This is a genomic window from Pseudomonas sp. CFBP2511 (assembly GCF_030209255.1).
GTDB lineage: Bacteria > Pseudomonadota > Gammaproteobacteria > Pseudomonadales > Pseudomonadaceae > Aquipseudomonas > Aquipseudomonas avellanae.
This window is the reverse complement of sequence record NZ_JARVSI010000015.1, coordinates 322,551-342,574: the sequence shown is the minus strand read 5'-3', so window position 1 is coordinate 342,574 and position 20,024 is coordinate 322,551. Positions and strand designations below refer to the sequence as shown.

General features: G+C 60.0%; 15 protein-coding genes. 10 read left to right on the top strand and 5 right to left on the bottom strand.

The genetic code is table 11. The features are described from left to right. The first annotated feature begins 89 nt into the window (after window positions 1-89). Genes folE2 through QRN38_RS13400 form a run of 3 tightly spaced genes read left to right on the top strand, consistent with a single transcriptional unit; the run spans window position 90 to window position 2,785 of the window. Complete coding sequence (folE2, locus tag QRN38_RS13410; RefSeq protein WP_057418664.1) at window positions 90-995, top strand: GTP cyclohydrolase FolE2; 906 nt, start codon at window positions 90-92, stop codon at window positions 993-995. Window positions 996-1,006: 11 nt separating this feature from the next. Then, window positions 1,007-1,567: a gamma carbonic anhydrase family protein gene (locus QRN38_RS13405; RefSeq protein WP_005617714.1), complete on the top strand. Its 561-nt coding sequence runs from the start codon at window positions 1,007-1,009 to the stop codon at window positions 1,565-1,567. A 51-nt stretch (window positions 1,568-1,618) separates the two neighbouring features. After that, the gene (locus QRN38_RS13400) at window positions 1,619-2,785 is read left to right on the top strand and encodes an acetyltransferase domain-containing protein (RefSeq protein ID WP_011104094.1); all 1,167 of its coding nucleotides are present in this window, start codon (window positions 1,619-1,621) and stop codon (window positions 2,783-2,785) included. A gap of 48 nt (window positions 2,786-2,833) precedes the next feature. Here QRN38_RS13400 and QRN38_RS13395 read toward each other — a convergent pair whose 3' ends face one another. Continuing rightward, complete coding sequence (locus QRN38_RS13395) at window positions 2,834-3,439, bottom strand: helix-turn-helix domain-containing protein (protein WP_003381958.1); 606 nt, start codon at window positions 3,437-3,439, stop codon at window positions 2,834-2,836. A 298-nt stretch (window positions 3,440-3,737) separates the two neighbouring features. Between QRN38_RS13395 and glnT the strand changes: the two genes are divergently transcribed. From glnT to QRN38_RS13370, 5 genes are all read left to right on the top strand, one after another. Continuing rightward, the gene (gene glnT / locus QRN38_RS13390; RefSeq protein WP_017702273.1) at window positions 3,738-5,072 is read left to right on the top strand and encodes a type III glutamate--ammonia ligase; all 1,335 of its coding nucleotides are present in this window, start codon (window positions 3,738-3,740) and stop codon (window positions 5,070-5,072) included. A 139-nt stretch (window positions 5,073-5,211) separates the two neighbouring features. Next, window positions 5,212-6,132: a class II glutamine amidotransferase gene (locus QRN38_RS13385; RefSeq protein ID WP_057418411.1), complete on the top strand. Its 921-nt coding sequence runs from the start codon at window positions 5,212-5,214 to the stop codon at window positions 6,130-6,132. Next, complete coding sequence (locus QRN38_RS13380) at window positions 6,129-6,812, top strand: GltB/FmdC/FwdC-like GXGXG domain-containing protein (RefSeq protein WP_054091052.1); 684 nt, start codon at window positions 6,129-6,131, stop codon at window positions 6,810-6,812. Before QRN38_RS13385 ends, QRN38_RS13380 begins: the two co-directional genes overlap by 4 nt. Before the next feature lie 15 nt (window positions 6,813-6,827). After that, a complete protein-coding gene (locus QRN38_RS13375) occupies window positions 6,828-8,168 on the top strand; it encodes an FMN-binding glutamate synthase family protein (RefSeq protein ID WP_005762863.1) in 1,341 nt (446 codons plus the stop codon). A 509-nt stretch (window positions 8,169-8,677) separates the two neighbouring features. Next, window positions 8,678-10,003 carry an ammonium transporter gene (locus QRN38_RS13370; protein WP_011104096.1) on the top strand — a complete coding sequence of 442 codons (1,326 nt, stop codon included), beginning with the start codon at window positions 8,678-8,680 and terminating at the stop codon, window positions 10,001-10,003. Window positions 10,004-10,577: 574 nt separating this feature from the next. Here QRN38_RS13370 and QRN38_RS13365 read toward each other — a convergent pair. Both QRN38_RS13365 and QRN38_RS13360 read right to left on the bottom strand, forming a co-directional pair. Further along, window positions 10,578-11,615, bottom strand: coding sequence for an LLM class flavin-dependent oxidoreductase (locus QRN38_RS13365; protein ID WP_005762859.1), 1,038 nt, complete (start codon window positions 11,613-11,615; stop codon window positions 10,578-10,580). A 209-nt stretch (window positions 11,616-11,824) separates the two neighbouring features. Next, window positions 11,825-12,160, bottom strand: coding sequence for a hypothetical protein (locus QRN38_RS13360; protein ID WP_005762856.1), 336 nt, complete (start codon window positions 12,158-12,160; stop codon window positions 11,825-11,827). 323 nt (window positions 12,161-12,483) lie between these two features. Between QRN38_RS13360 and sfnG the strand changes: the two genes are divergently transcribed. Next, on the top strand, window positions 12,484-13,584 hold the full coding sequence (gene sfnG / locus QRN38_RS13355) for a dimethylsulfone monooxygenase SfnG (RefSeq protein ID WP_005762853.1): 1,101 nt from the start codon (window positions 12,484-12,486) through the stop codon (window positions 13,582-13,584). A gap of 322 nt (window positions 13,585-13,906) precedes the next feature. Then, window positions 13,907-15,493, top strand: coding sequence for a sensor domain-containing diguanylate cyclase (locus QRN38_RS13350; RefSeq protein ID WP_057418098.1), 1,587 nt, complete (start codon window positions 13,907-13,909; stop codon window positions 15,491-15,493). Window positions 15,494-15,522: 29 nt separating this feature from the next. Here QRN38_RS13350 and QRN38_RS13345 read toward each other — a convergent pair whose 3' ends face one another. Then, entirely contained in the window at window positions 15,523-18,666 is a 3,144-nt protein-coding gene (locus QRN38_RS13345; protein ID WP_057418099.1) for a multidrug efflux RND transporter permease subunit, read from the bottom strand. A gap of 33 nt (window positions 18,667-18,699) precedes the next feature. Then, window positions 18,700-19,860 (bottom strand): efflux RND transporter periplasmic adaptor subunit, encoded by a 1,161-nt coding sequence (locus tag QRN38_RS13340; protein WP_057415291.1) that lies wholly within the window; start codon window positions 19,858-19,860, stop codon window positions 18,700-18,702. Window positions 19,861-20,024: the final 164 nt, after the last annotated feature.

Here is a 20,024-nt window from a genome sequence, read left to right as displayed (position 1 = left end):
AATTTGCGGTTGCACGCTCTGCGGTTCCCGGCCGCCAACATCATGCTTCGCCCCCTGTGGCGAGGTTCGCCAGCGAGACGACCGACACCATGAACAGCCCCCTCCCAGACGTTGCCCTGACGGAAGTGTCCTCGGCCCTGATTGCACTCGACTGGGTCGGCATGCAAGGCGTCGAAGTGCCGCTGACGCTGGGCGAGCCGGGTGCCACCCACCCGGTTCATGCCTACGCAGACCTGCAGGTCGATCTGACTGACCCCAGCGTCAAGGGCATCCACATGTCGCGGCTTTACCGGCTGCTTGACGGTTTTGCCGAACATCAGGTGCTCACGCCCGAGACGTTATCTGCGCTGCTGGAGGCGATGGTCGAGAGCCATGTCGATTGTCACTCCAGCGGCGCCCGCATCACGCTGACCTTCAACCTGTTGTGCCGCCGTCCGGCGCTGGTTACCGAAGGGCTCAGCGGCTGGAAGTCCTATCCGGTCAAGCTTGAGGCCGTCTGGCGGGCGGGGCGTTTGTGCCTCGACGTCTCTGCCGACATCACTTACTCGTCCACCTGCCCATGCTCGGCGGCACTGTCCCGACAACTGTTGGAAGAAGCGTTTGTCGCCCGTTTTGGCCGCCAGTCGTTCGTTGACCCCATGCAGGTCGCGGCCTGGCTGCGCGAGAACGCCTCGTATGCCACGCCGCACAGCCAGCGCAGTGTGGCGACGGTGCAGGTGCGCGTGGCGGAGCAGGCCACCGAAATGGGCCTGATGGCGCTGATCGATACGGTCGAACAGGCGCTGGGCACGCCGGTGCAGACCGCCGTCAAGCGTGCCGACGAGCAAGCCTTTGCCAGGCTCAACGGCCAGAACCTGATGTACGTCGAAGACGCCGCGCGCAAGATCCAGCAGGCGCTTGAGGGCCGCTACCCAGCCTCCAGCGTCAGCGTGCGTCACTTCGAGAGCCTGCATCCTCATGATGCAGCCGCGCAGACTTCCAACTACCTGTCCTGAGGCTTCCTACCGTGATCCGTAAAAATCCGTCCGGCCATTTGCCGGTTATTGCCGAGTCTGCCTACATCGACAAAACCGCGATCATCTGCGGCAAAGTGATCATCAAGGACAACGTGTTCGTCGGCCCGTACGCGGTGATCCGCGCCGACGAAGTCGATGCCAGTGGCGACATGGAGCCGATTGTCATCGGCGCCAATTCCAATATTCAGGATGGCGTGGTGATTCACTCGAAATCCGGTGCTGCTGTCACCATCGGCGAGTTCACCTCGATTGCCCACCGCTCCATCGTGCACGGACCTTGCATGGTCGGAGATCGCGTGTTCATCGGCTTCAACAGCGTGTTGTTCAACTGCCAGGTCGGCAACGGCAGTGTGGTCAGACACAACTCGGTGGTCGACGGTCGCGATTTGCCGGAGAATTTTTACGTGCCGTCCACTACCCGGATCGGGCCTAATACTGATCTTTCGCAATTCCCACCGGTGAGCATTTCGGCTTCGGAGTTTTCCGAAGACGTGGCGCACACCAACATTGACCTGGTGCGCGGCTACAAGGCACTTCAGAACGAGTTCTGACACAGAACACAATCGACTCATTGCACTTCCGGCTACGGATCTGGATTTTTCATGACAGCAGTTGTTCAACCAACCCGCGCGCCAGCATCACGGCTGCGCTCTATCGATGCTCTGCGCGGGCTGATCATTCTCTTTATGCTGCTGGACCACGTGCGGGAAACGTTCTTCCTGCATCGCCAAGTCCTCGACCCAATGGAGATCGCGAGCACCGAGCCCGCCCTGTTTTTCAGTCGCACACTGGCGCATTTGTGTGCGCCGTTGTTCGTGCTGCTGACCGGGCTTTCGGCGTACTTGTATGGCGAGAAATATCAGGGCAGAAGCGACGTTTCGGCGTTCCTGCTCAAGCGCGGGCTGTTTTTGATCGCGCTGGAATTCACGCTGGTGAGCTTCGCCTGGACCTTCGAGTTCCCGCCAACCGTCATCTACCTGCAAGTGATCTGGGCTATCGGCCTGAGCATGGTGGCGCTGTCGCTGATGGTGTACCTGCCGCGCTGGGCGTTGGTGGTCATCGGCGTGGTGATCATTGCCGGGCACAACCTGCTGGACTCACTGCATTTCGGCGTCGAGTCGGCCATGCACATTCCGTGGGCGATTCTTCATGATCGCGGCTGGATCGAGGTGTCCGATAACCTGCGCTTGCGCACGTCCTATCCGTTATTGCCGTGGATCGGCATCATTGCGCTGGGCTACGCTGCCGGGCCATGGTTTGTGGCAGGTTTTGACGCGGCAAAGCGGCGGAGCAATCTGTGGGCCTGCGGGCTGGGCGCGCTGTTGGGATTTGTGGTGCTGCGCATGATCAACGGCTATGGCGAAAAGCCGTGGAGCGTTGGTGAGACGGCTACGCAAACGGTCATGAGCTTTTTCAACATCACCAAGTACCCGCCATCGCTGCTGTTCATCAGCCTGACGCTGGGCATCGGCATGCTGATCCTGATCGCGTTCGAGCGCAGTCAGGAGAAAAGCTGGTTGCGGCCATTGGTGGTGCTGGGGTCGGCACCGATGTTTTTCTACCTGCTGCACCTGTACGTGCTGAAGATTCTGTACCTGATCGCGCTGGCTATCTGGGGTGCGAACCAGGGCAAATACTTCGGCTTCGACCACATGTGGGGCGTCTGGCTGACGTCGGTCGTGCTGGCCGTGGTGCTGTTTCCGGCAGTGCGCTGGTTCTCCGCACTCAAGGCGCGTCGCCGGGATATCAGTTGGTTGAAATACTTGTAACTGCTGCACAGGCGGCATGCCAAAAGGCGTGCCGCTTCCCGCCTGATTTCAATCCCCCTGCGCACCGTAGTTCATGATCGACAGCAGCTTGATCGGCACTTGCACCAGTTGCTCGGGGCCGTGGGGGATGTCGCCATCGAAAGTCAGGCTGTCACCGGCCTGCATCGGGTACAGCTGATTGCCATGCCGGTAGATCAGCTCGCCTTCCAGCAAGTGAAGAAACTCGGTGCCAGGGTGCGAGAAGGTCGGGAACTCCTCGCTGGCATCGTCCATTGTCACCATGTACGCCTCGAAACTCTTCTTCGGCCCACGGGTGTGGTTGAGCAGGTGATAGGTGTGGCCTTTCTCGGTGCCACGCCGGACCACCTCCAGCCCTTCATCGGCCTTGACCAGCAGCGCGCTGCTGCCTTGCTGGTCGTACTGACTGAACAGCTTTGACATGGGCATACCCAGTACGTCGCAAAGACGGCTCAGGTTGTCGAGGCTGGTGGACACCTGCGCGTTCTCGATCTTGCTCAACATGCCCTGACTGATACCGGCGATACGCGCGACATCGGCCAGTTTCAGCTCCTGCGCCTGGCGCTGGCGCTTGATCTGAATGCCCAGGTATTGCTCGAGCTTCAATTTGGGATGCGGTTCGTTCGGCATATTCATCGGCTGTGCACGGTTTCCGTTCAATAATTTTTATTTCGCACTGGGAATGTGCGTTCCAGCCCTGTAACTGTAGCTGCGGTTCTGGATTATTCCCTCAAGGAAACAAGCTTCCCACATAAACAGCCCTTATAAACAGCCGGATTGCCCGGTTGGACGTGTTGTCAATTTCTGGCGTAGCGGATTGGCAAGCGCTTTGCATTCCCTAAGGGAAAGTAAATTTCCTGTTCGGAATAAAACGGCAGGCAGTGAACAGCGGTCCCTTCCTGAAACCTTTTGCGCATGCCAGGAGACACGTCCCATGTTGCCACCCGAAACGCAGCGTCTGATCGAACAGCACGGCATCAAGTACGTGCTGGCTCAGTTCGTGGATATTCATGGTTCGTCCAAGACCAAATCGGTTCCTGTCACGGGCCTGGCAATGGTTGCCGAAGACGGCGCAGGGTTCGCCGGTTTCGCGATCTGCGGCATGGGCATGGAGCCTCACGGCCCGGACTTCATGGCCAAGGGCGACCTGTCTTCGTTGACGCCGGTGCCGTGGCAGCCGGGCTATGGGCGAGTGGTGTGCATCGGCCATGTGGAAGGCAAACCCTGGCCTTATGACAGCCGCTACGTGCTGCAAAAACAGGTCGAACGCCTCAGCCAGCGCGGCTGGACCCTGAACACCGGGCTGGAGCCCGAATTCAGCCTGTTCAAGCGCGATGCCGCTGGCGGCCTGCAAATGGTCGATGCCAGCGATAACCTCGACAAGCCGTGTTACGACTACAAAGGGCTGTCGCGCTCCCGGGAGTTTCTTGAGCGCCTGACCGAAGCCTTGCAGCCAGTGGGTTTCGACATCTATCAGATTGACCACGAAGACGCCAACGGCCAGTTCGAGATCAATTACACCTACAGCGATGCCATGGAGTCGGCGGACCGCTTTACCTTCTTCCGCATGGCCGCCGGCGAAATCGCCAATGACATGGGCATGATCTGCTCGTTCATGCCCAAGCCCGATCCCAAGCGAGCGGGCAACGGCATGCATTTTCACCTGTCGATTGCCAGCGCCAGCAACAAGAACCTGTTCCACGACGCCAGCGACCCGAGTGGCATGGGTCTGTCGAAGATGGCCTATCACTTCGCGGCCGGGTTGCTGGCTCACGGCCCTGCGTTGTGTGCCTTCGCCGCACCCACGGTCAACTCCTACAAGCGCCTGGTGGTGGGCAATTCGCTGTCCGGCGCGACCTGGGCGCCGGCGTTCATCGCCTTCGGCGCCAACAACCGCTCGGCGATGGTGCGTGTGCCGTATGGCCGCCTGGAATTTCGTCTGCCGGACGCCGGCTGCAACCCTTATCTGGTCAGCGCCGCGATCATCGCCGCCGGGCTGGACGGCATCGACCGCCAACTGGAAATCGATCACGTCTGCAACGAGAACCTTTACAAGCTGAGCCTTGAAGAGATCGCCGCACGGGGCATCAAGACCCTGCCGCAGTCGCTCAAGGAGGCCTGCGATGCGCTGGAAGCCGACCCGCTGTTCGCCGAAGTGCTGGGCAACGAGATCGTTGGCGAGTTCATCCGCCTTAAACGCATGGAATGGGTGGAATACAGCCGCCACGTGAGCGACTGGGAAGTGAAGCGCTATATCGAATTCTTTTAGTGGAGCAGCTGCAAGCTGCAAGCTTCAAGCGGCAAGCAGAAGCTGGATTGCGGCGTATTTGATTTTTCTGTCTATGCGGTTGGTTTCTAGCTTGCAGCTTGTAGCTAAAAGCTTGCCGCTCCCGAACAAGGTGAGGCTTATGTGCGGAATCGTTGGTTTGTACCTGAAAAACCCGGCGCTGGAGTCACAGCTCGGCAAGCTGTTCGAGCCGATGCTTGAGGCCATGACGGACCGTGGGCCGGACAGTGCCGGGTTTGCGATTTATGGCGATGAGGTGGCGGATGGCTGGGTCAAGCTGACCTTGCAAGCCACCACCGAGCACTATGATTTCAAGGCGCTGATAGCGGCGCTGGAAGGCACGTTGAATGCACCGCTTGAATGGTTTCAGAACGCCAGCGCCGTGGTGTTGAAGATTCAGGCAGAAGAAGCCCCTGTGCGTGCTGCGCTGGCAGCACTGGCACCGAGCGTGCGCGTCATGAGCGCCGGGCAGAGCATCGAGATTCTCAAGGGCATGGGCCTGCCGAGGGAGATTTCCACCCGCTTTGGTCTCGCTTCCATGAAGGGCAGCCACATTATTGGCCATACCCGCATGGCCACTGAAAGTGCGGTGACCATGGAAGGCAGTCACCCGTTTTCCACGGGCTCCGACCTGTGCCTGGTGCACAACGGCTCGCTGTCCAATCACTTCCGTCTGCGTCAGAACCTGCGCCGTGAAGGCATTCATTTCGAGACGGATAACGACACCGAAGTCGCCGCTGGTTATCTGGCCTGGCGTCTGCAACAGGGCGACAGCCTCAAGCAGGCGCTCGACAAGTCGCTGGAAGACCTCGATGGCTTTTTCACCTTCGCCATCGGCACGCGCAACGGCTTTGCGGTGATTCGCGATCCAATAGCCTGCAAGCCGGCGATTCTTGCCGAAACTGACGATTACGTTGCCATGGCCTCGGAATACCAGGCGCTGTCCAGCTTGCCGGGGATTGAAAACGCCAGGGTCTGGGAACCGGTCCCGGCCACTATGTACATCTGGGAACGCGAACCAGCGCAGGGAGCACGCCCATGAAAACTGTCGATCTTTCCAGCGCCAGCGTGCGCGACCTCAATCAGGCCCTGCACGATCAGGTCAAGGACCTGCAGGACCGTGAATGGCTGGTCACACATCCCGACGGCGCCCATAACCTGGCGGTCGGCGTCAACGAAGCCATCTCCATCGATATTCAGGGCCATGCCGGCTATTACTGCGCGGGCATGAACCAGAAAGCCTCGATCACCGTGCACGGCAACGTCGGCGTCGGTTGTGCGGAAAACATGATGTCTGGCGCCGTGCGGGTCAAGGGCAGCGCCTCACAGGCTGCAGGTGCCACGGCGCATGGCGGTTTGCTGGTGATCGAAGGCGATGCCGGTGCCCGTTGCGGGATTTCCATGAAGGGGATCGACATCGTGGTCGGCGGCAGCATCGGCCACATGAGCTGCTTCATGGGCCAGGCTGGTCGATTGGTGGTGTGCGGCGATGCAGGCGATGCGCTGGGCGATTCGCTGTACGAAACGCGGATCTACGTCAAAGGCAAGGTTGAGTCGCTGGGCTCCGACTGTATCGCCAAGGAGATGCGTGACGAGCATCTGCACGAGTTGCAGGAATTGCTCAATCGCGCAGGCTTCAACGAGAAGGCCGAGGATTTCAAGCGCTACGGCTCGGCTCGCCAGCTGTACAACTTCAAAGTCGATAACGCCTCCGCGTACTGATCCAGGAGCACTACCATGAGCGACCCAACAAACAACAAACCAGCTCCAGTCCTGCGCGAGTCGGCCACCTTCGATCGCCTGACCATTCAGGAAATTCAGCGCGCCGCAGAAACCGGCATCTACGACATTCGCGGCGGTGGCACCAAGCGCAAACTGCCGCATTTCGACGACCTGCTGCTGCTCGGCGCCAGCGTGTCGCGCTACCCGCTGGAAGGCTACCGCGAGAAGTGCGGCACCGATGTGGTGCTTGGCAATCGGTTTGCCAAAAAGCCGCTGTACTTGAAAATCCCGGTGACTATCGCAGGCATGAGCTTCGGTGCGTTGTCGGCCAATGCCAAGGAAGCGCTGGGCCGTGGCGCAACCATCGCGGGCACCAGCACCACCACCGGTGATGGCGGCATGACCCCGGAAGAGCGCGGCCAGTCGCAGCATCTGGTCTATCAATACCTGCCGTCGCGTTACGGCATGAACCCGGACGACCTGCGCAAGGCCGATGCCATCGAAATCGTGCTGGGGCAGGGCGCCAAACCCGGTGGCGGCGGCATGTTGCTGGGCATGAAAGTCACCGAGCGCGTGGCTGGCATGCGCACCTTGCCGGTCGGCGTCGATCAGCGTTCGGCGTGCCGTCACCCCGACTGGACCGGCCCTGATGACCTGGCGATCAAAATTGCCGAAATTCGTGAAATCACCGACTGGGAGAAACCGATCTACGTGAAAATCGGTGCCAGCCGTCCTTACTACGACGTCAAGCTGGCAGTGAAAGCCGGTGCAGACGTGATCGTGCTCGACGGCATGCAGGGTGGCACTGCGGCCACTCAGGAAGTGTTCATCGAACACGTCGGCATCCCGATTCTGCCCGCCATCCCGCAAGCGGTTCAGGCGCTGCAAGAGATGGGCATGCACCGCAAGGTGCAACTGATTGTCTCCGGCGGGATTCGCAACGGTGCCGACGTCGCCAAGGCCATGGCACTCGGCGCGGATGCGGTAGCGATTGGCACGGCAGCGCTGATCGCACTCGGCGACAACCATCCACGTCTGGACGAAGAGCTGAAAAAGATCGGCTCGGCAGCGGGTTTCTACGATGACTGGCAGAACGGCCGTGACCCGGCCGGTATCACCACCCAGGACCCAGAGTTGTCCAAGCGCCTCGACCCGGTCGAAGGCGGGCGGCGTCTGGCCAACTACCTGCGCGTTCTGGTCCTCGAAGCCCAGACCATGGCCCGCGCATGCGGCAAATCACACCTGCACAACCTCGACCCGGAAGATCTGGTGGCACTGACCGTCGAGTCTGCGGCCATGGCGCGCGTGCCATTGGCAGGGACGTCGTGGATACCGGGTTCGGGGTCGGGGTATTGATTGCAATGTGAATTGGCACGCGTCTCACGACGCTTCGCATCAAAGGTCTCAAATGCGCCACAAAGTCTTGCCTTGCACGCAGTTACTGCACATAAACGAAAGCGCTTTTTTACCGCGATATCACTGACGACGCAGAGTGCGACGTAAGTGACGGCTGAGTCGTGGCGCTGATCCGGGGGATGCGAGGCAGGACGCCGAGCAAGCCGCACCGGGCCATGGATCAGTGACAGGGCGAAGGAACCCGACGAAGTCGGGCCGGAAACGGAGCCAGGATTTTGGTTACTTTGATCCTTCAAAGCCACTCGCCGAGGGGCGAAAAGGTGCCCTGAGTCGAACTCCAATCTACCTGACATCGCAGAACCGCTGTGTGACGCAGGGCATCACGAAAGGCATTACCACGCGGAGCGTGGGAACGAGAGCTTAATCCTCAAGAGGCCGAAGAGCCTCGCCTGTCTCAATGACCTTCCTTGCTGCCAGACACTTTCCATTCATTCGCGGGAGCTTTGAACATGGTCAATCGTCTACACGGCAAATCCCTACTGGCTTTACTGACTCTCAGTGCCTTGGCGCCCTGGGCGCAGGCGGCCGAAACGCCTGTCCTGAACACCGGCAGCACCGCATGGATGATCACCGCAGCAGTCCTGGTGCTGTTCATGTGCCTTCCGGGGCTGGCACTGTTCTACGGCGGACTGGTGCGGGCCAAAAACATGCTCTCGCTGTTCACGCAGTGTTTTGGCATCGCCGGGGTGGTCGGCGTGCTATGGGTGATCTACGGCTACAGCATGGTGGTTGACACCAGCAACATGGTCGAAGGGCAGGTAACGTTCAACAGCTTCGTCGGTGGCCTGAGTCGCGCCTTTCTGGCGGGCATGACCCCCGATAGCCTGGTCGGTGAAATCCCGGAAGGCGTGTTCGTGACCTTCCAGATGACCTTCGCCATCATCACGCCTGCACTGATTGCCGGAGCCTTTGCCGAGCGCATGAAATTCTCTGCCGCGCTGCTGTTCATGGCGCTCTGGTTCACCCTGGTGTATGCGCCGGTCGCGCACATGGTCTGGGGCGGGGCGGGTGCATTGATGCACAACTGGGGCGTGCTGGATTTTGCCGGTGGCACTGCGGTGCACATCAATGCCGGTGTTGCAGCATTGGCAGCCTGTCTGGTGCTGGGCAAACGCAAGGGTTATCAGAACACACCCATGCCCGCTCATAATCTGAGCCTGACCATGGCCGGCGCGGCGATGCTCTGGGTCGGCTGGTTCGGCTTCAACATCGGCTCTGGCGGCGGCCTGAGCGGCACTTCCGGCATCGTCATGCTCAACACCCAAGTGGGTGCCTGCGCCGGTATTCTCGGCTGGATGTTCACCGAATGGTTCAAGGTCGGCAAACCGAGTGCACTGGGCCTGGCCAGTGGTGCGCTGGCCGGTCTGGTCGGCATCACGCCTGCCTGTGCTTACGTCGGCGTGGGCGGCGCGTTGGCGATTGGTGTCCTTTGCGGAGTGTTCTGCTACCTGAGCGTGACCGTCCTGAAAAAACGCCTGGGCTACGACGACAGCCTCGATGTCTTCGGCCTGCACGGCATCGGCGGCATGATCGGCGCGGTACTCACCGGCGTCTTCTGCGTACCGGCACTGGGCGGGCTGGTGCCAGAGGTGACCATGGGTGCGCAAGTCATTGCACAGGTCAAAGGCGTGCTCTTCACCACCGTGTATTGCTTTGCGGTCAGCTGGATCATCCTCAAAGCAGTCAACGCACTGATCGGCCTACGGGCTCACGAGTCAGTAGAAGAGATGGGGCTGGACCTGGCCGAGCACAATGAGCGGGCTTACAACCACTGAGATGATTGTCGTGGCAATGCGTTTGCATAGGCTAGGTAGTGCTCTGCGTCACATCTGTGTTGCAGCGCAATGTCATGCCTTACCCGCAATCACTGAACATAAAAGCGCTTTTTTACCACGATGGCACTGACGACGCCGATTGCGACGTAAGTGACGGCTGAGTCGTGGCGCTGATCCGGGGGATGCGAGGCAGGACGCCGAACAAGCCGCACCGGGCCATGGATGGCCCGTTGCGGCGGCCCCCGGATCAGTGTCAGGACGAAGGAACCCGACGAAGTCGGGCTGGAAACGGAGCCGGGATTTTGGTTACTTTGATCCGTCAAAGTCACTCGCCGAGGGGCGAAAAGGTGCCTTGAGTATTATATAAATCCACCTGACAGCGCAGAACCCTATTGTGGCGAGGAGCGCCACACATAGGACGCAGAGCGTCCAGAACGGCATGCCGACGCGGAGCATCGGCACGATAATCAAAGTCAGCTTTTGATTCTGGCCGAAGGCCCCGGTCACACACAGTGGAACGATCATTATCGTGGTCTGGGCAGCGCTTTTCAGTGCTCTCAGACAATCTGAACACTCAACGAAACGCCGGCACCACGTGCTTGATAAATAACTCAAGCGATTTCTTCTTCTCGGCGTGCGGCAAACTGTTGTCGCACCAGAAACTGAACTCGTCGACACCCAGTTCCTGATAGTACTGAATGCGCGGAATAATCTCTTCCGGGGTGCCGATCATTGTATTTTTGCGGATATTCTCCAGCTCGAACTCCGGGCGCTCCTTGAATTTCTCTTCAGGGCTCGGCGCAAGAAAACCATTCACCGGCGTCTGTTTATTGCCAAACCAGGCATCAAACGTGCGGTAGAACTTCGCGATGGCGCTCGCGCCCACTTTCCAGCCTTCAGGATTGTCCGCCGCATGCACATGCGTATGGCGCAGCACCATCAATTGCGGGCGGGGTACGTCAGGGTTATTGGCCAGCGCTGCCTCGAACTTGCTCTTCAGATCGACCACTTCCTCGTCGCCCTTCATCAACGGGGTGACCATTACATTGCAGCCGTTCTGCACCGCGAAATTGTGCGAATCCGGGTCGCGTGCGGCGATCCACATCGGCGGGGTGCCAATCGGTTTTGGCACGCACGTCGAAGTAGGGAATTTCCAGATATCGCCATCGTGGGCGTAATCGCCCTGCCACAGAGCGCGCACCACCGGCACCATCTCGCGCAGCGCCTTGCCGCCTTCGGAGGCCGGCATGCCGCCCGCCATCCGGTCAAATTCCACTTGGTAGGCACCGCGTGCCAGCCCGACTTCCATGCGCCCGTTGCTGATCACATCCAGCAGCGCGCATTCTCCGGCCACCCGCAACGGGTGCCAGAACGGCGCTATTATCGTGCCTGCGCCTAAATGAATACGGGTGGTTCTGGCGGCCAGATAAGCCAGCAGCGGCATGGGGCTTGGCGAAATGGTGTATTCCATCGCATGGTGTTCGCCGATCCATACCGTACTGAAGCCACCGTTTTCGGCCATCAGCGTCAGTTCTGTCAGGTCTTCGAAAAGCTGGCGATGGCTGACACTTTCATCCCAGCGCTCCATGTGCACGAACAATGAAAACTTCATGACGCTACCTCGCTTGATCCATGACGCCTGCACGGGCGTGGTGAATTGTTGTTTGTCTGATGGTATACCGTAATATTCGCCGTGCAAGTCTTTTTTGTAGCAGCGCACATGGGCACATGACAATGCAGGCAAAACGAAAAAAGCGCCTCATGAGAGGCGCTTCCAGGGAGGGTGTAGCTCAGGTGCGAGGGTGTTCGATCAGAGCGGGATTAACTGCAGGCTTCCGTCTGGATATATTCAGCCGTGGAATCGCGAATCACTGGCCCCATGCCACTGACCGCACGAGCCTGCTCCATGATCTCCAGCGTAGAGCCGGTGCCTACCAGGTTCACCGTATGATTGGCGCAGTTATAGACGCGTTTGGAATAAATCACCCCCAGCAGACCATCACGGCGGGTGACCACGACGCGCTCTTGGGCGCTGCCGCTTTTTTCCACCAGCGCGTGCTGCCCGGTCGGATCATGGGGGATGGGGATGGCCTTGGCTTCGGCGTGCGCCGAGAAGGCGGGGATCATCAAGGCCAGAAAAATGGCATGAAATTTCATCGGTGCTCCTGCGGATGAATATGACTTCATTGGATCCAAAAGTTACTCCAGTCGCGTGCCTCTGACTAGCGGGTGCCAGTGGCCTTTCGTCGGGTTGTCATGTTGGCTGACCTTGCCTGGCGCGGGTTGATTCCGGCAATAGCTGTTGTTCTGCCAACAGCACATCGACACCTTGACGGCGCACGGACAGTTGACACTGCCTGGTGGCACTTTTAACCCATTGATCTGTATTGATTTAAGCGGCTGGCACGGTTGCTGCTCTGTGTACTTGTAACCCCGTTCGATTCCCGCGCTCGGGAGCCTGCAGTCAGAGGAGTGCCGACATGAGCCATTCATCGATAAAATTTGCCTACTGGGTGCCGAACGTCAGCGGAGGACTGGTCGTCAGCAAAATCGAGCAACGCACCAGTTGGACCATCGACTACAACCGCAAGCTGGCGCAGATCGCCGAGCAATCCGGTTTTGAATACGCGCTGACGCAAATCCGCTTCACCGCTGGTTACGGTGCCGAGTTTCAGCATGAATCCGTGGCCTTCAGCCACGCGCTGTTGGCAGCCACCGAAAAGCTCAAGGTCATCGCGGCTATCTTGCCAGGGCCGTGGACGCCATCGGTGGCGGCCAAACAGCTGGCGACCATTGACCAACTTACCGCCGGGCGTGTGGCGGTGAACATCGTCAGCGGCTGGTTCAAGGGCGAATTTCAGGCCATTGGGGAACCCTGGCTGGAACACGACGAGCGCTATCGACGTTCCGAAGAATTCATTCGCGCCCTCAAGGGAATCTGGACCACCGACAACTTCACGTTCAAGGGCGATTTCTACCGCTTTCACGATTACACCCTCAAACCCAAGCCCATTCAGCGTCCGCATCCGGAGATCTTCCAGGGCGGCAGCTCGCGTGCCGCGCGGGACATGGCGGCCCGTGTGTCGGACTGGTATTTCACCAACGGCAACACCGTCGAAGGTATCAAGGCTCAGGTCGATGATATTCGCGCCAAAGCTGCCGCGAACGGCCATTCGGTGAAGATCGGCGTCAATGCCTTCATTATTGCCCGCGATACCGAAGAAGAGGCGCGTGCCGTGCTGGCCGAGATCGTCGACAAGGCCGATCCCGAGGCCGTCAATGCGTTTGGTGATGCCGCGAAACAGGCAGGCAAGGCCAGCCCGGAAGGCGAGGGCAACTGGGCCAAATCGACTTTTCAGGACTTGGTGCAATACAACGATGGTTTCAAGACCAACCTGATCGGTACGCCGCGCCAGATTGCCGAGCGCATCGTCGAACTCAAGTCGATTGGCGTAGACCTGGTGCTTTCCGCCTTTCTGCATTTTCAGGAAGAAGTCGCCTACTTCGGCGAGCATGTATTGCCGTTGGTGCGTGAGCTGGAGGCCGCCGCGCAGCGCAAGCCCGTCGCCGCCACGGCCTGACAGCCTGGCAACCTGCATAACCCCGCCATGACGCCCTAAGCGCACCTCGCTTAAGGGCCCGCCAGAAAATCAGGTGCCACTGTGATCCAGTGTGCGCCTGCCTGCGTATGTTGAACCCCTGACAACCAACAGATGTCTGTAAGTGGCACTATGATGCCACTCTCTGGCATGCTCTGATCCCATGCCAGGCCCTCAGGTATGGCCGAGTTCTTGCCGACAATGGCAATTGATAGTGAAAGGATTGTCGATGGCCCCTGAGCAATCAGGTCCGGTTTTCAGAAAAACCAGATGCACTGGTTCTCACCTGTTGTGGAGGCAAGTTTTGAAACGCGACCTTCGGCTTGCGTCATGGCTGATCTTCGTAGTGTGCGCCTGCGTGGTGATGTTGATGGTCTGGCAGGCATGGACCGCGCGCCGCAACACGATGGATAACATCCAGACCAGCACGGTGAATCTGGCTGCGGCGCTGAGCACTTACACAGACGGTATCTTCAAACAGAGCGAGCTGATGCTTATCGGCCTGACAGAGCGTGTCGAAAAGGACGGCACCGGGCCTGCACAGGTGGAACGTCTGAGGTCGGTGATTGCCCGTGAAATGGGCGCGCTGCCGCAGATCGATACGGTTTCGTTGTACAACGTCGAAGGGATTTGCATCTTTTCGACCAACCCCAAGGCGGTGGGCGTCAACAGTGTCAAACGCGAGTTTTTCCAGCACCACCTGCAGACGCCTGGCCGCGCGCCTTACATCGGGCCGACCATTCGCAGTCGTGCCTCTGGCGAGTGGGTGATATCGGTCAGTCGGCCTATCAATCATCCTGACTCGAGTTTTGCCGGGTTGATGGTGGTGACCATCGGTGTCGAGCATCTGCTGAAGTTCTACTCAGGCATTCAGGTTGGCGACACCGGCATCATCAGCCTGACATCGACGGCTGGGCAGTTGCGTGTGCGCTATCCCCATCTTGAGGCGGAAATCGGGCGCGACTTGTCATCGACGCCGATTTTCACGTCCGAACGTGACAAACCCTCCGGCACCACCCGGTTCGTCTCCAGAATCGACGGTATCCCGCGCTTTTATGCGTTCAAACGCAGCGAGGTCTACCCGATTGTGACCGTCGTCGCGCTGGGTCAGAGGGAGGCCATGCTGGACTGGCTGGGGCAGACCAAACAGTCGGTGCTGGTCATGCTGGTGCTGCTCGGGCTGGTGATCGGGCTTGGCGTTCGCCTGATCAAGCACATACACAGCCGTATACGTGCAGAGGATCAGTTGCTGGAATCCCAGGCAGCCCTCATTCAGTTGAACCAGCATCTGGAGTTCATTGCCTCGGAAGACAAGCTTACCGGGCTGGCCAATCGCAGACGTTTCGATCAGTTTCTGGATGTCGAATTCAAACGCGCCCGACGCGAGCGCAACATGCTGTCATTGATCCTGATGGATGCCGATCATTTCAAGCGTTACAACGACCATTTCGGTCATCTGGCCGGTGACGAATGCCTGGTGGCGCTCGCTCGGCTGGTCGAGCAATGCATCCGTCGCCCCGGCGATGTTGCTGCTCGTTATGGCGGTGAGGAGATTGCCGTCGTATTGCCTGGCACTGACGAGGCGAGCGCTCGGCAAGTCGCCGAGAATATCCTGCAGGCCATCCGTGACGAGCAGATCACGCACCCCGCCAGCCCGTTCGGCATCGTGACGGTCAGCCTGGGCGTTGCAACTGTCGTTGGCAGTAACCGCCAGATCAGCCAGCGAGGCCTGATCGAGCTGGCCGACCGCGCGCTGTACGCGGCCAAGTCGCAGGGCCGCAACCGGGTGAATGTGGCGTCGGAAATCGCCTTCAACATGGTCCCGGCCTGGACGCAGGTCAATACCTCTATGGACCCGCTCCCCGGGCCTGCGGCGGACACGCGGGATTGATTCCAGCGTGCCCGTCACGTGCGGCGCGTTCAGTCTTTGACGGGCTGCTCGGCGTCAGCAAGCTGTTGCGTCTCGTGGGGCTTGCGCCGCAGCACTGACAGCACCCAGACGAAGAAGATTGGCACCAGAACCACCCCCAGCAGCGTCGCGCTGAGCATGCCGCCGATCACTCCGGTGCCGATGGCCCGCTGGCTTGCAGCGCCTGCGCCGATCGCCAGTGTCAACGGCACCACGCCGAGGATGAACGCCAGCGAGGTCATGACAATTGGCCGAAAGCGCAGTCTTGCGGCCTGAAGCGCTGCATCACGCAGCGAATGGCCTTGATCCCACAGCTCCTTGGCGAACTCGACGATCAGAATCGCGTTTTTCGCCGCCAGGCCAATGATGGTGATCAGCCCCACCTTGAAGTAAACGTCGTTCGGCATGCCGACCGCGGTAACTGCCAGCACCGAACCCAGTGCGCCCACCGGCACAATCAGCATGACCACCAGCGGGATCGCCCAGCTTTCATAAAGCGCGACCAGCAGTAGAAAGACCACCAGCAAGGCCAGGGCAAACAGCCCGGTCGCCTGGCCGCTGGCTACTTTTTCCTGGTAGGAGAGGCCGGTCCATTCGTAACCGATGCCGGGTGGCAACCGGGAGACGATTCTTTCAATCTCCGCCATCGCTTCGCCGGTACTGACACCCGGTGGTGCGTCACCCGCGATCCTGAAGGTGGGGTAGCCGTTGTAACGGGCGATCTGCACCGGGCCTTCTTCCCAGTGCGTGGAAACGAATGCACTCAGTGGCACCAGCGTGCCGCTGCTGTTGGGCACGTACAGCTTGAGCACGCTTTCCGGGGTCATCCGCGAACTCTGCTCGGCCTGCACCACAACCCGCTGCTGACGTCCGGCGTTGGCGAAATCACTGATCACCGAGGAGCCGAAAGCGGTGGACAGCGCGTTGCTGATCGACTCGAAGCTGACCCCCAGCGCTCGCGCTTTTTCGCGGTCGATGTTCAGGCGTAACTGCGGTGCTTCGGCCAGTCCCTCCATCATCGCGTAGAGAATCTTCGGGTTGCCGTTGGCTTTGCCCAGCAACTCGTTGCGCGCCGCAAGCAGAGCTTCGCGGCCCAGACCTGCGCGGTCTTGCAAACGCAGCGCAAAACCGCCTGAAGTGCCCAGCCCGTCGATAGGCGGCGGTGTCACGGCCATGACCGTGCCGTCGCTGAGACCGGCAAAATGCTGATTGAACGCCGCCGCTTCTTCACCCGCCGATTGCCCGTCGCCGCGCTCCGACCAGTCTTTGAGGGTCGGGAACGCCAGACCGGCGTTTTCGCCCATGCCGGAAAAGCTGAAACCCAGCAGCATGGTCACGGCCCCGGTCGCCTCGCGGGACAACATGTAGGTTTCCAGCAACTGCGCGGTGGCGTCGGTGCGCGCCCGGGTGGCTCCCGGCGGCAGCTGCACGTCGATGATCAGATAACCCTGGTCTTCCACCGGCACAAACGACTCTGGCAGACGCAGGTAGAAAAAGCCCAGCAAACCGACGATACCGACGTACAGCAGCATGTAGCGGCCAGCGCGTTTGATCATGCTGGAACTGACCCGCTCGTAACGGTCGGTGAACTTGCCGAACAGCCGATTGAAGCCGCCGAAGAAACCGCGCTTCTCATGATGACCCGCCGGGATTGGCTTGAGCAGCGTGGCGCACAATGCCGGGGTGAACGTCAGGGCCAGAAAACCCGAGAACAGAATCGACACGGCCAGCGACAGTGAGAACTGCTGGTAGATGACCCCGACCGAGCCACCCATGAACGCCAGCGGCAGAAACACCGCAGCCAACACCAGGGTGATGCCGAAAATCGCGCCGGACACCTGCTGCATTGCCTTCACGGTCGCTGCCGCAGGGGAGAGGCCTTCCTCGGCCATGATGCGCTCGACGTTTTCGACCACCACGATGGCGTCGTCGACCAGAATACCGATGGCCAGCACCATGCCGAACATGGTCATCATGTTCACTGAGAAGCCCAGCAGGTACATGATCGCCAGCGTACCGGCCAGACACACCGGCACCACAATGGTCGGGATCAGCGTGTAGCGGATGTTCTGCAGAAACAGGAACATCACCAGAAACACCAGCACCATGGCCTCGATCAGGGTGTAGATTACCTTGTCGATGGCCACATCGACGAAGCGCGAGGTGTCATACGGCACGGAAAATTCGACGCCTTCCGGGAAATTCACCGACAGTTCGGTGAGCCGCTGCTTGACTGCTTTCACGGTTTCAATCGCGTTGGCACCCGGTGACAACTGAACCGCACCGGCCACCGCACGCTTGCCGTTCAGGCGGGATTCAAAACTGTAATCCTGACTGCCGATGGCCACCCGCGCGACGTCGGACAAATGCACCGTCGAGCCGTCTTCGTTGGCGCGCAACACGATGCGGCCAAATTCTTCCGGGTTGTCCAGCGTGCCTTTGACCGCCAGGGTGGCCGTCAGCTCCTGCAGCGACGAGCCCGGGCTGCTGCCGAAACTGCCTGCCGGGACCTGCACGTTCTGCGCCCGCACGGCAGCGTTGACGTCATCGATGGACAGCCCGAAACCGACCAGCTTCTGCGGGTCGATCCAGACGCGCATGGCAGCTTCCGCGGCAAAGAATTGCAGCCTGCCGACGCCGTTTACCCGGCTGATTTCATTGTTGACGTTACGCGCGGCATAGTCGGCCAGCGCGACCGTGTCCTTGTTGGCTGAATCGCCCGTGTAGTTCAGGGTGAAGATCATCAGGAAGCCGGAACTGGCCTGTTCGACCTGCAAACCCTGGCTGAGCACGGTCTGCGGCAGGCGCGCTTCGGCTTTCTTGATGCGGTTCTGAACCTCGACCTGGGCCATGTCCGGGTTAGTGCCGGGCACGAACGTCACGTTGATTTCTGCGCTGCCGGTCGAGTTGCTGGTCGACTCGTAATACAGCATCCCTTTGGCGCCGTTGAGCTCTTCCTCGATGACGCTGGTCACCGAATCCACCAGCACCTTGGCGGACGCGCCAGGGTAAGTCGCGGTAATGGTGATCTGTGGCGGTGCCACGTTCGGGTATTGCGCCACCGGCAGGGCGGGCAGCGCCATCAGCCCGGCGAGCAGAATGAACAGGGCCAGCACCCAGGCAAAGTTGGGCCGCTTGATAAAAAACAGAGACATGGACAGTGATCCTCGATCGCGCTGAAGGCGGCGTTATTGAGCCTTGGCCTGCTGCTGGGCGGACGGCGATTTGGGCACGACCTTGTCACCGGGATTGAGCCCGGTCATGTTGCCGATGATGACCTGTTCGCCCTCTTTCAGGCCTTCGGTGATCTGCCAGCGCGAGTCCTGCATGGCGCCGGTTTTGACCGGACGCGCTTCTGCCGTGCCGTCCTGAGCGATCACCAGCACGCGGGCCGCACCATCACTGGAGCGCTGCACGGCACGCTGAGGGACAAGAATGGCGTTGGCATCGACCCGCTGCGGCGTGCGCACCCGCACATACATGCCCGGCAGCAACACGCCTTTGGGGTTGGCGAAGCGGGCACGCAACGACACCTGGCCGGTGGTCCGATCTACTGCCACGTCGGTAAACAGCAGGGTGCCGCTGCTCTGATAGTCGGTGCCGTCGACGCTCAGTGACAAGGCGTCCTCGCCGCCCTTGGGCAAGCGGCCTTCCTGAATGGCGGCGCGCATCTGCAAGGCGTCGGCGACCGGTTGGGTGAAGTCGGCGTAGACCGGGTCGAGTTGCTGAATGGTCGCCAGCAGCGTGGTTTCGCCCTGACCGACCAGCGCGCCTTCGGTGACCATCGCGCGCCCGATGCGCCCTGAAATAGGCGCTCTGACCGTGGCGTAGCCCAGGTCCAGCCTGGCCGTTTCCACATCAGCCTGGGCCGATTTTTTGGCGGCGGCGGCGTTTTGCAGTGCGGAGCGGGCGGTGTCGAAGGTCTGGCGGCTGACCGCTTCGATCTCCACCAGCGACTCGTAACGTTTTACCGTGGCCTGAGTTTCGAACAACGTGGCTTCGGTGCGCGCCAGATCACCCTGCGCCTTGGACAATGCCGCCTTGAAGGGCGCCGGGTCGATCTGGAACAGCACTGCGCCGGCTTTCACGTCGGCGCCTTCCTCGAAATTGCGCGTGAGCACAATGCCAGCCACCCGTGCACGCACCTGTGCCACACGAACCGGCTCGATACGGCCGGGCAGTTCGTCGACCACTGTGAACGATTCGGCTTTGACAGCAATCGCTTCAACCTCTTTGGGCGCTGCCGAGGCGGCGTGATCCTGCTGCGGCTTCTGCTCACAACCGGCAAGACCCAACGCTGCCAGCAGCGCTATCGCAGGCATCACACGCCAATCGCTCAAATTACTCATCATTCACCCGGCCGCAGCCCATCAGACGCTAAAGCCGCGAATGATCCACTTTTGTACGGCTTTGAGTCAATATTGGCTCATATGAGACTTTCGTGACTAATTGTGTATATGCTTTGCGAACAAACAGGCGTTTTGCACAATGCGCCGCACGCACTCTATGACGA

Bases quoted from the DNA above. Each gene is read 5' to 3' on its own strand.
- QRN38_RS13370 (WP_011104096.1), top strand. From the start codon at position 8,678: ATGGTCAATCGTCTACACGGCAAATCCCTACTGGCTTTACTGACTCTC.
- QRN38_RS13400 (WP_011104094.1), top strand. From the start codon at position 1,619: ATGACAGCAGTTGTTCAACCAACCCGCGCGCCAGCATCACGGCTGCGC.
- QRN38_RS13345 (WP_057418099.1), bottom strand. From the start codon at position 18,666: ATGTCTCTGTTTTTTATCAAGCGGCCCAACTTTGCCTGGGTGCTGGCC.
- QRN38_RS13375 (WP_005762863.1), top strand. From the start codon at position 6,828: ATGAGCGACCCAACAAACAACAAACCAGCTCCAGTCCTGCGCGAGTCG.
- QRN38_RS13380 (WP_054091052.1), top strand. From the start codon at position 6,129: ATGAAAACTGTCGATCTTTCCAGCGCCAGCGTGCGCGACCTCAATCAG.
- folE2 (WP_057418664.1), top strand. From the start codon at position 90: ATGAACAGCCCCCTCCCAGACGTTGCCCTGACGGAAGTGTCCTCGGCC.
- glnT (WP_017702273.1), top strand. From the start codon at position 3,738: ATGTTGCCACCCGAAACGCAGCGTCTGATCGAACAGCACGGCATCAAG.
- QRN38_RS13395 (WP_003381958.1), bottom strand. From the start codon at position 3,439: ATGAATATGCCGAACGAACCGCATCCCAAATTGAAGCTCGAGCAATAC.
- QRN38_RS13360 (WP_005762856.1), bottom strand. From the start codon at position 12,160: ATGAAATTTCATGCCATTTTTCTGGCCTTGATGATCCCCGCCTTCTCG.
- QRN38_RS13385 (WP_057418411.1), top strand. From the start codon at position 5,212: ATGTGCGGAATCGTTGGTTTGTACCTGAAAAACCCGGCGCTGGAGTCA.
- sfnG (WP_005762853.1), top strand. From the start codon at position 12,484: ATGAGCCATTCATCGATAAAATTTGCCTACTGGGTGCCGAACGTCAGC.
- QRN38_RS13365 (WP_005762859.1), bottom strand. From the start codon at position 11,615: ATGAAGTTTTCATTGTTCGTGCACATGGAGCGCTGGGATGAAAGTGTC.
- QRN38_RS13340 (WP_057415291.1), bottom strand. From the start codon at position 19,860: ATGAGTAATTTGAGCGATTGGCGTGTGATGCCTGCGATAGCGCTGCTG.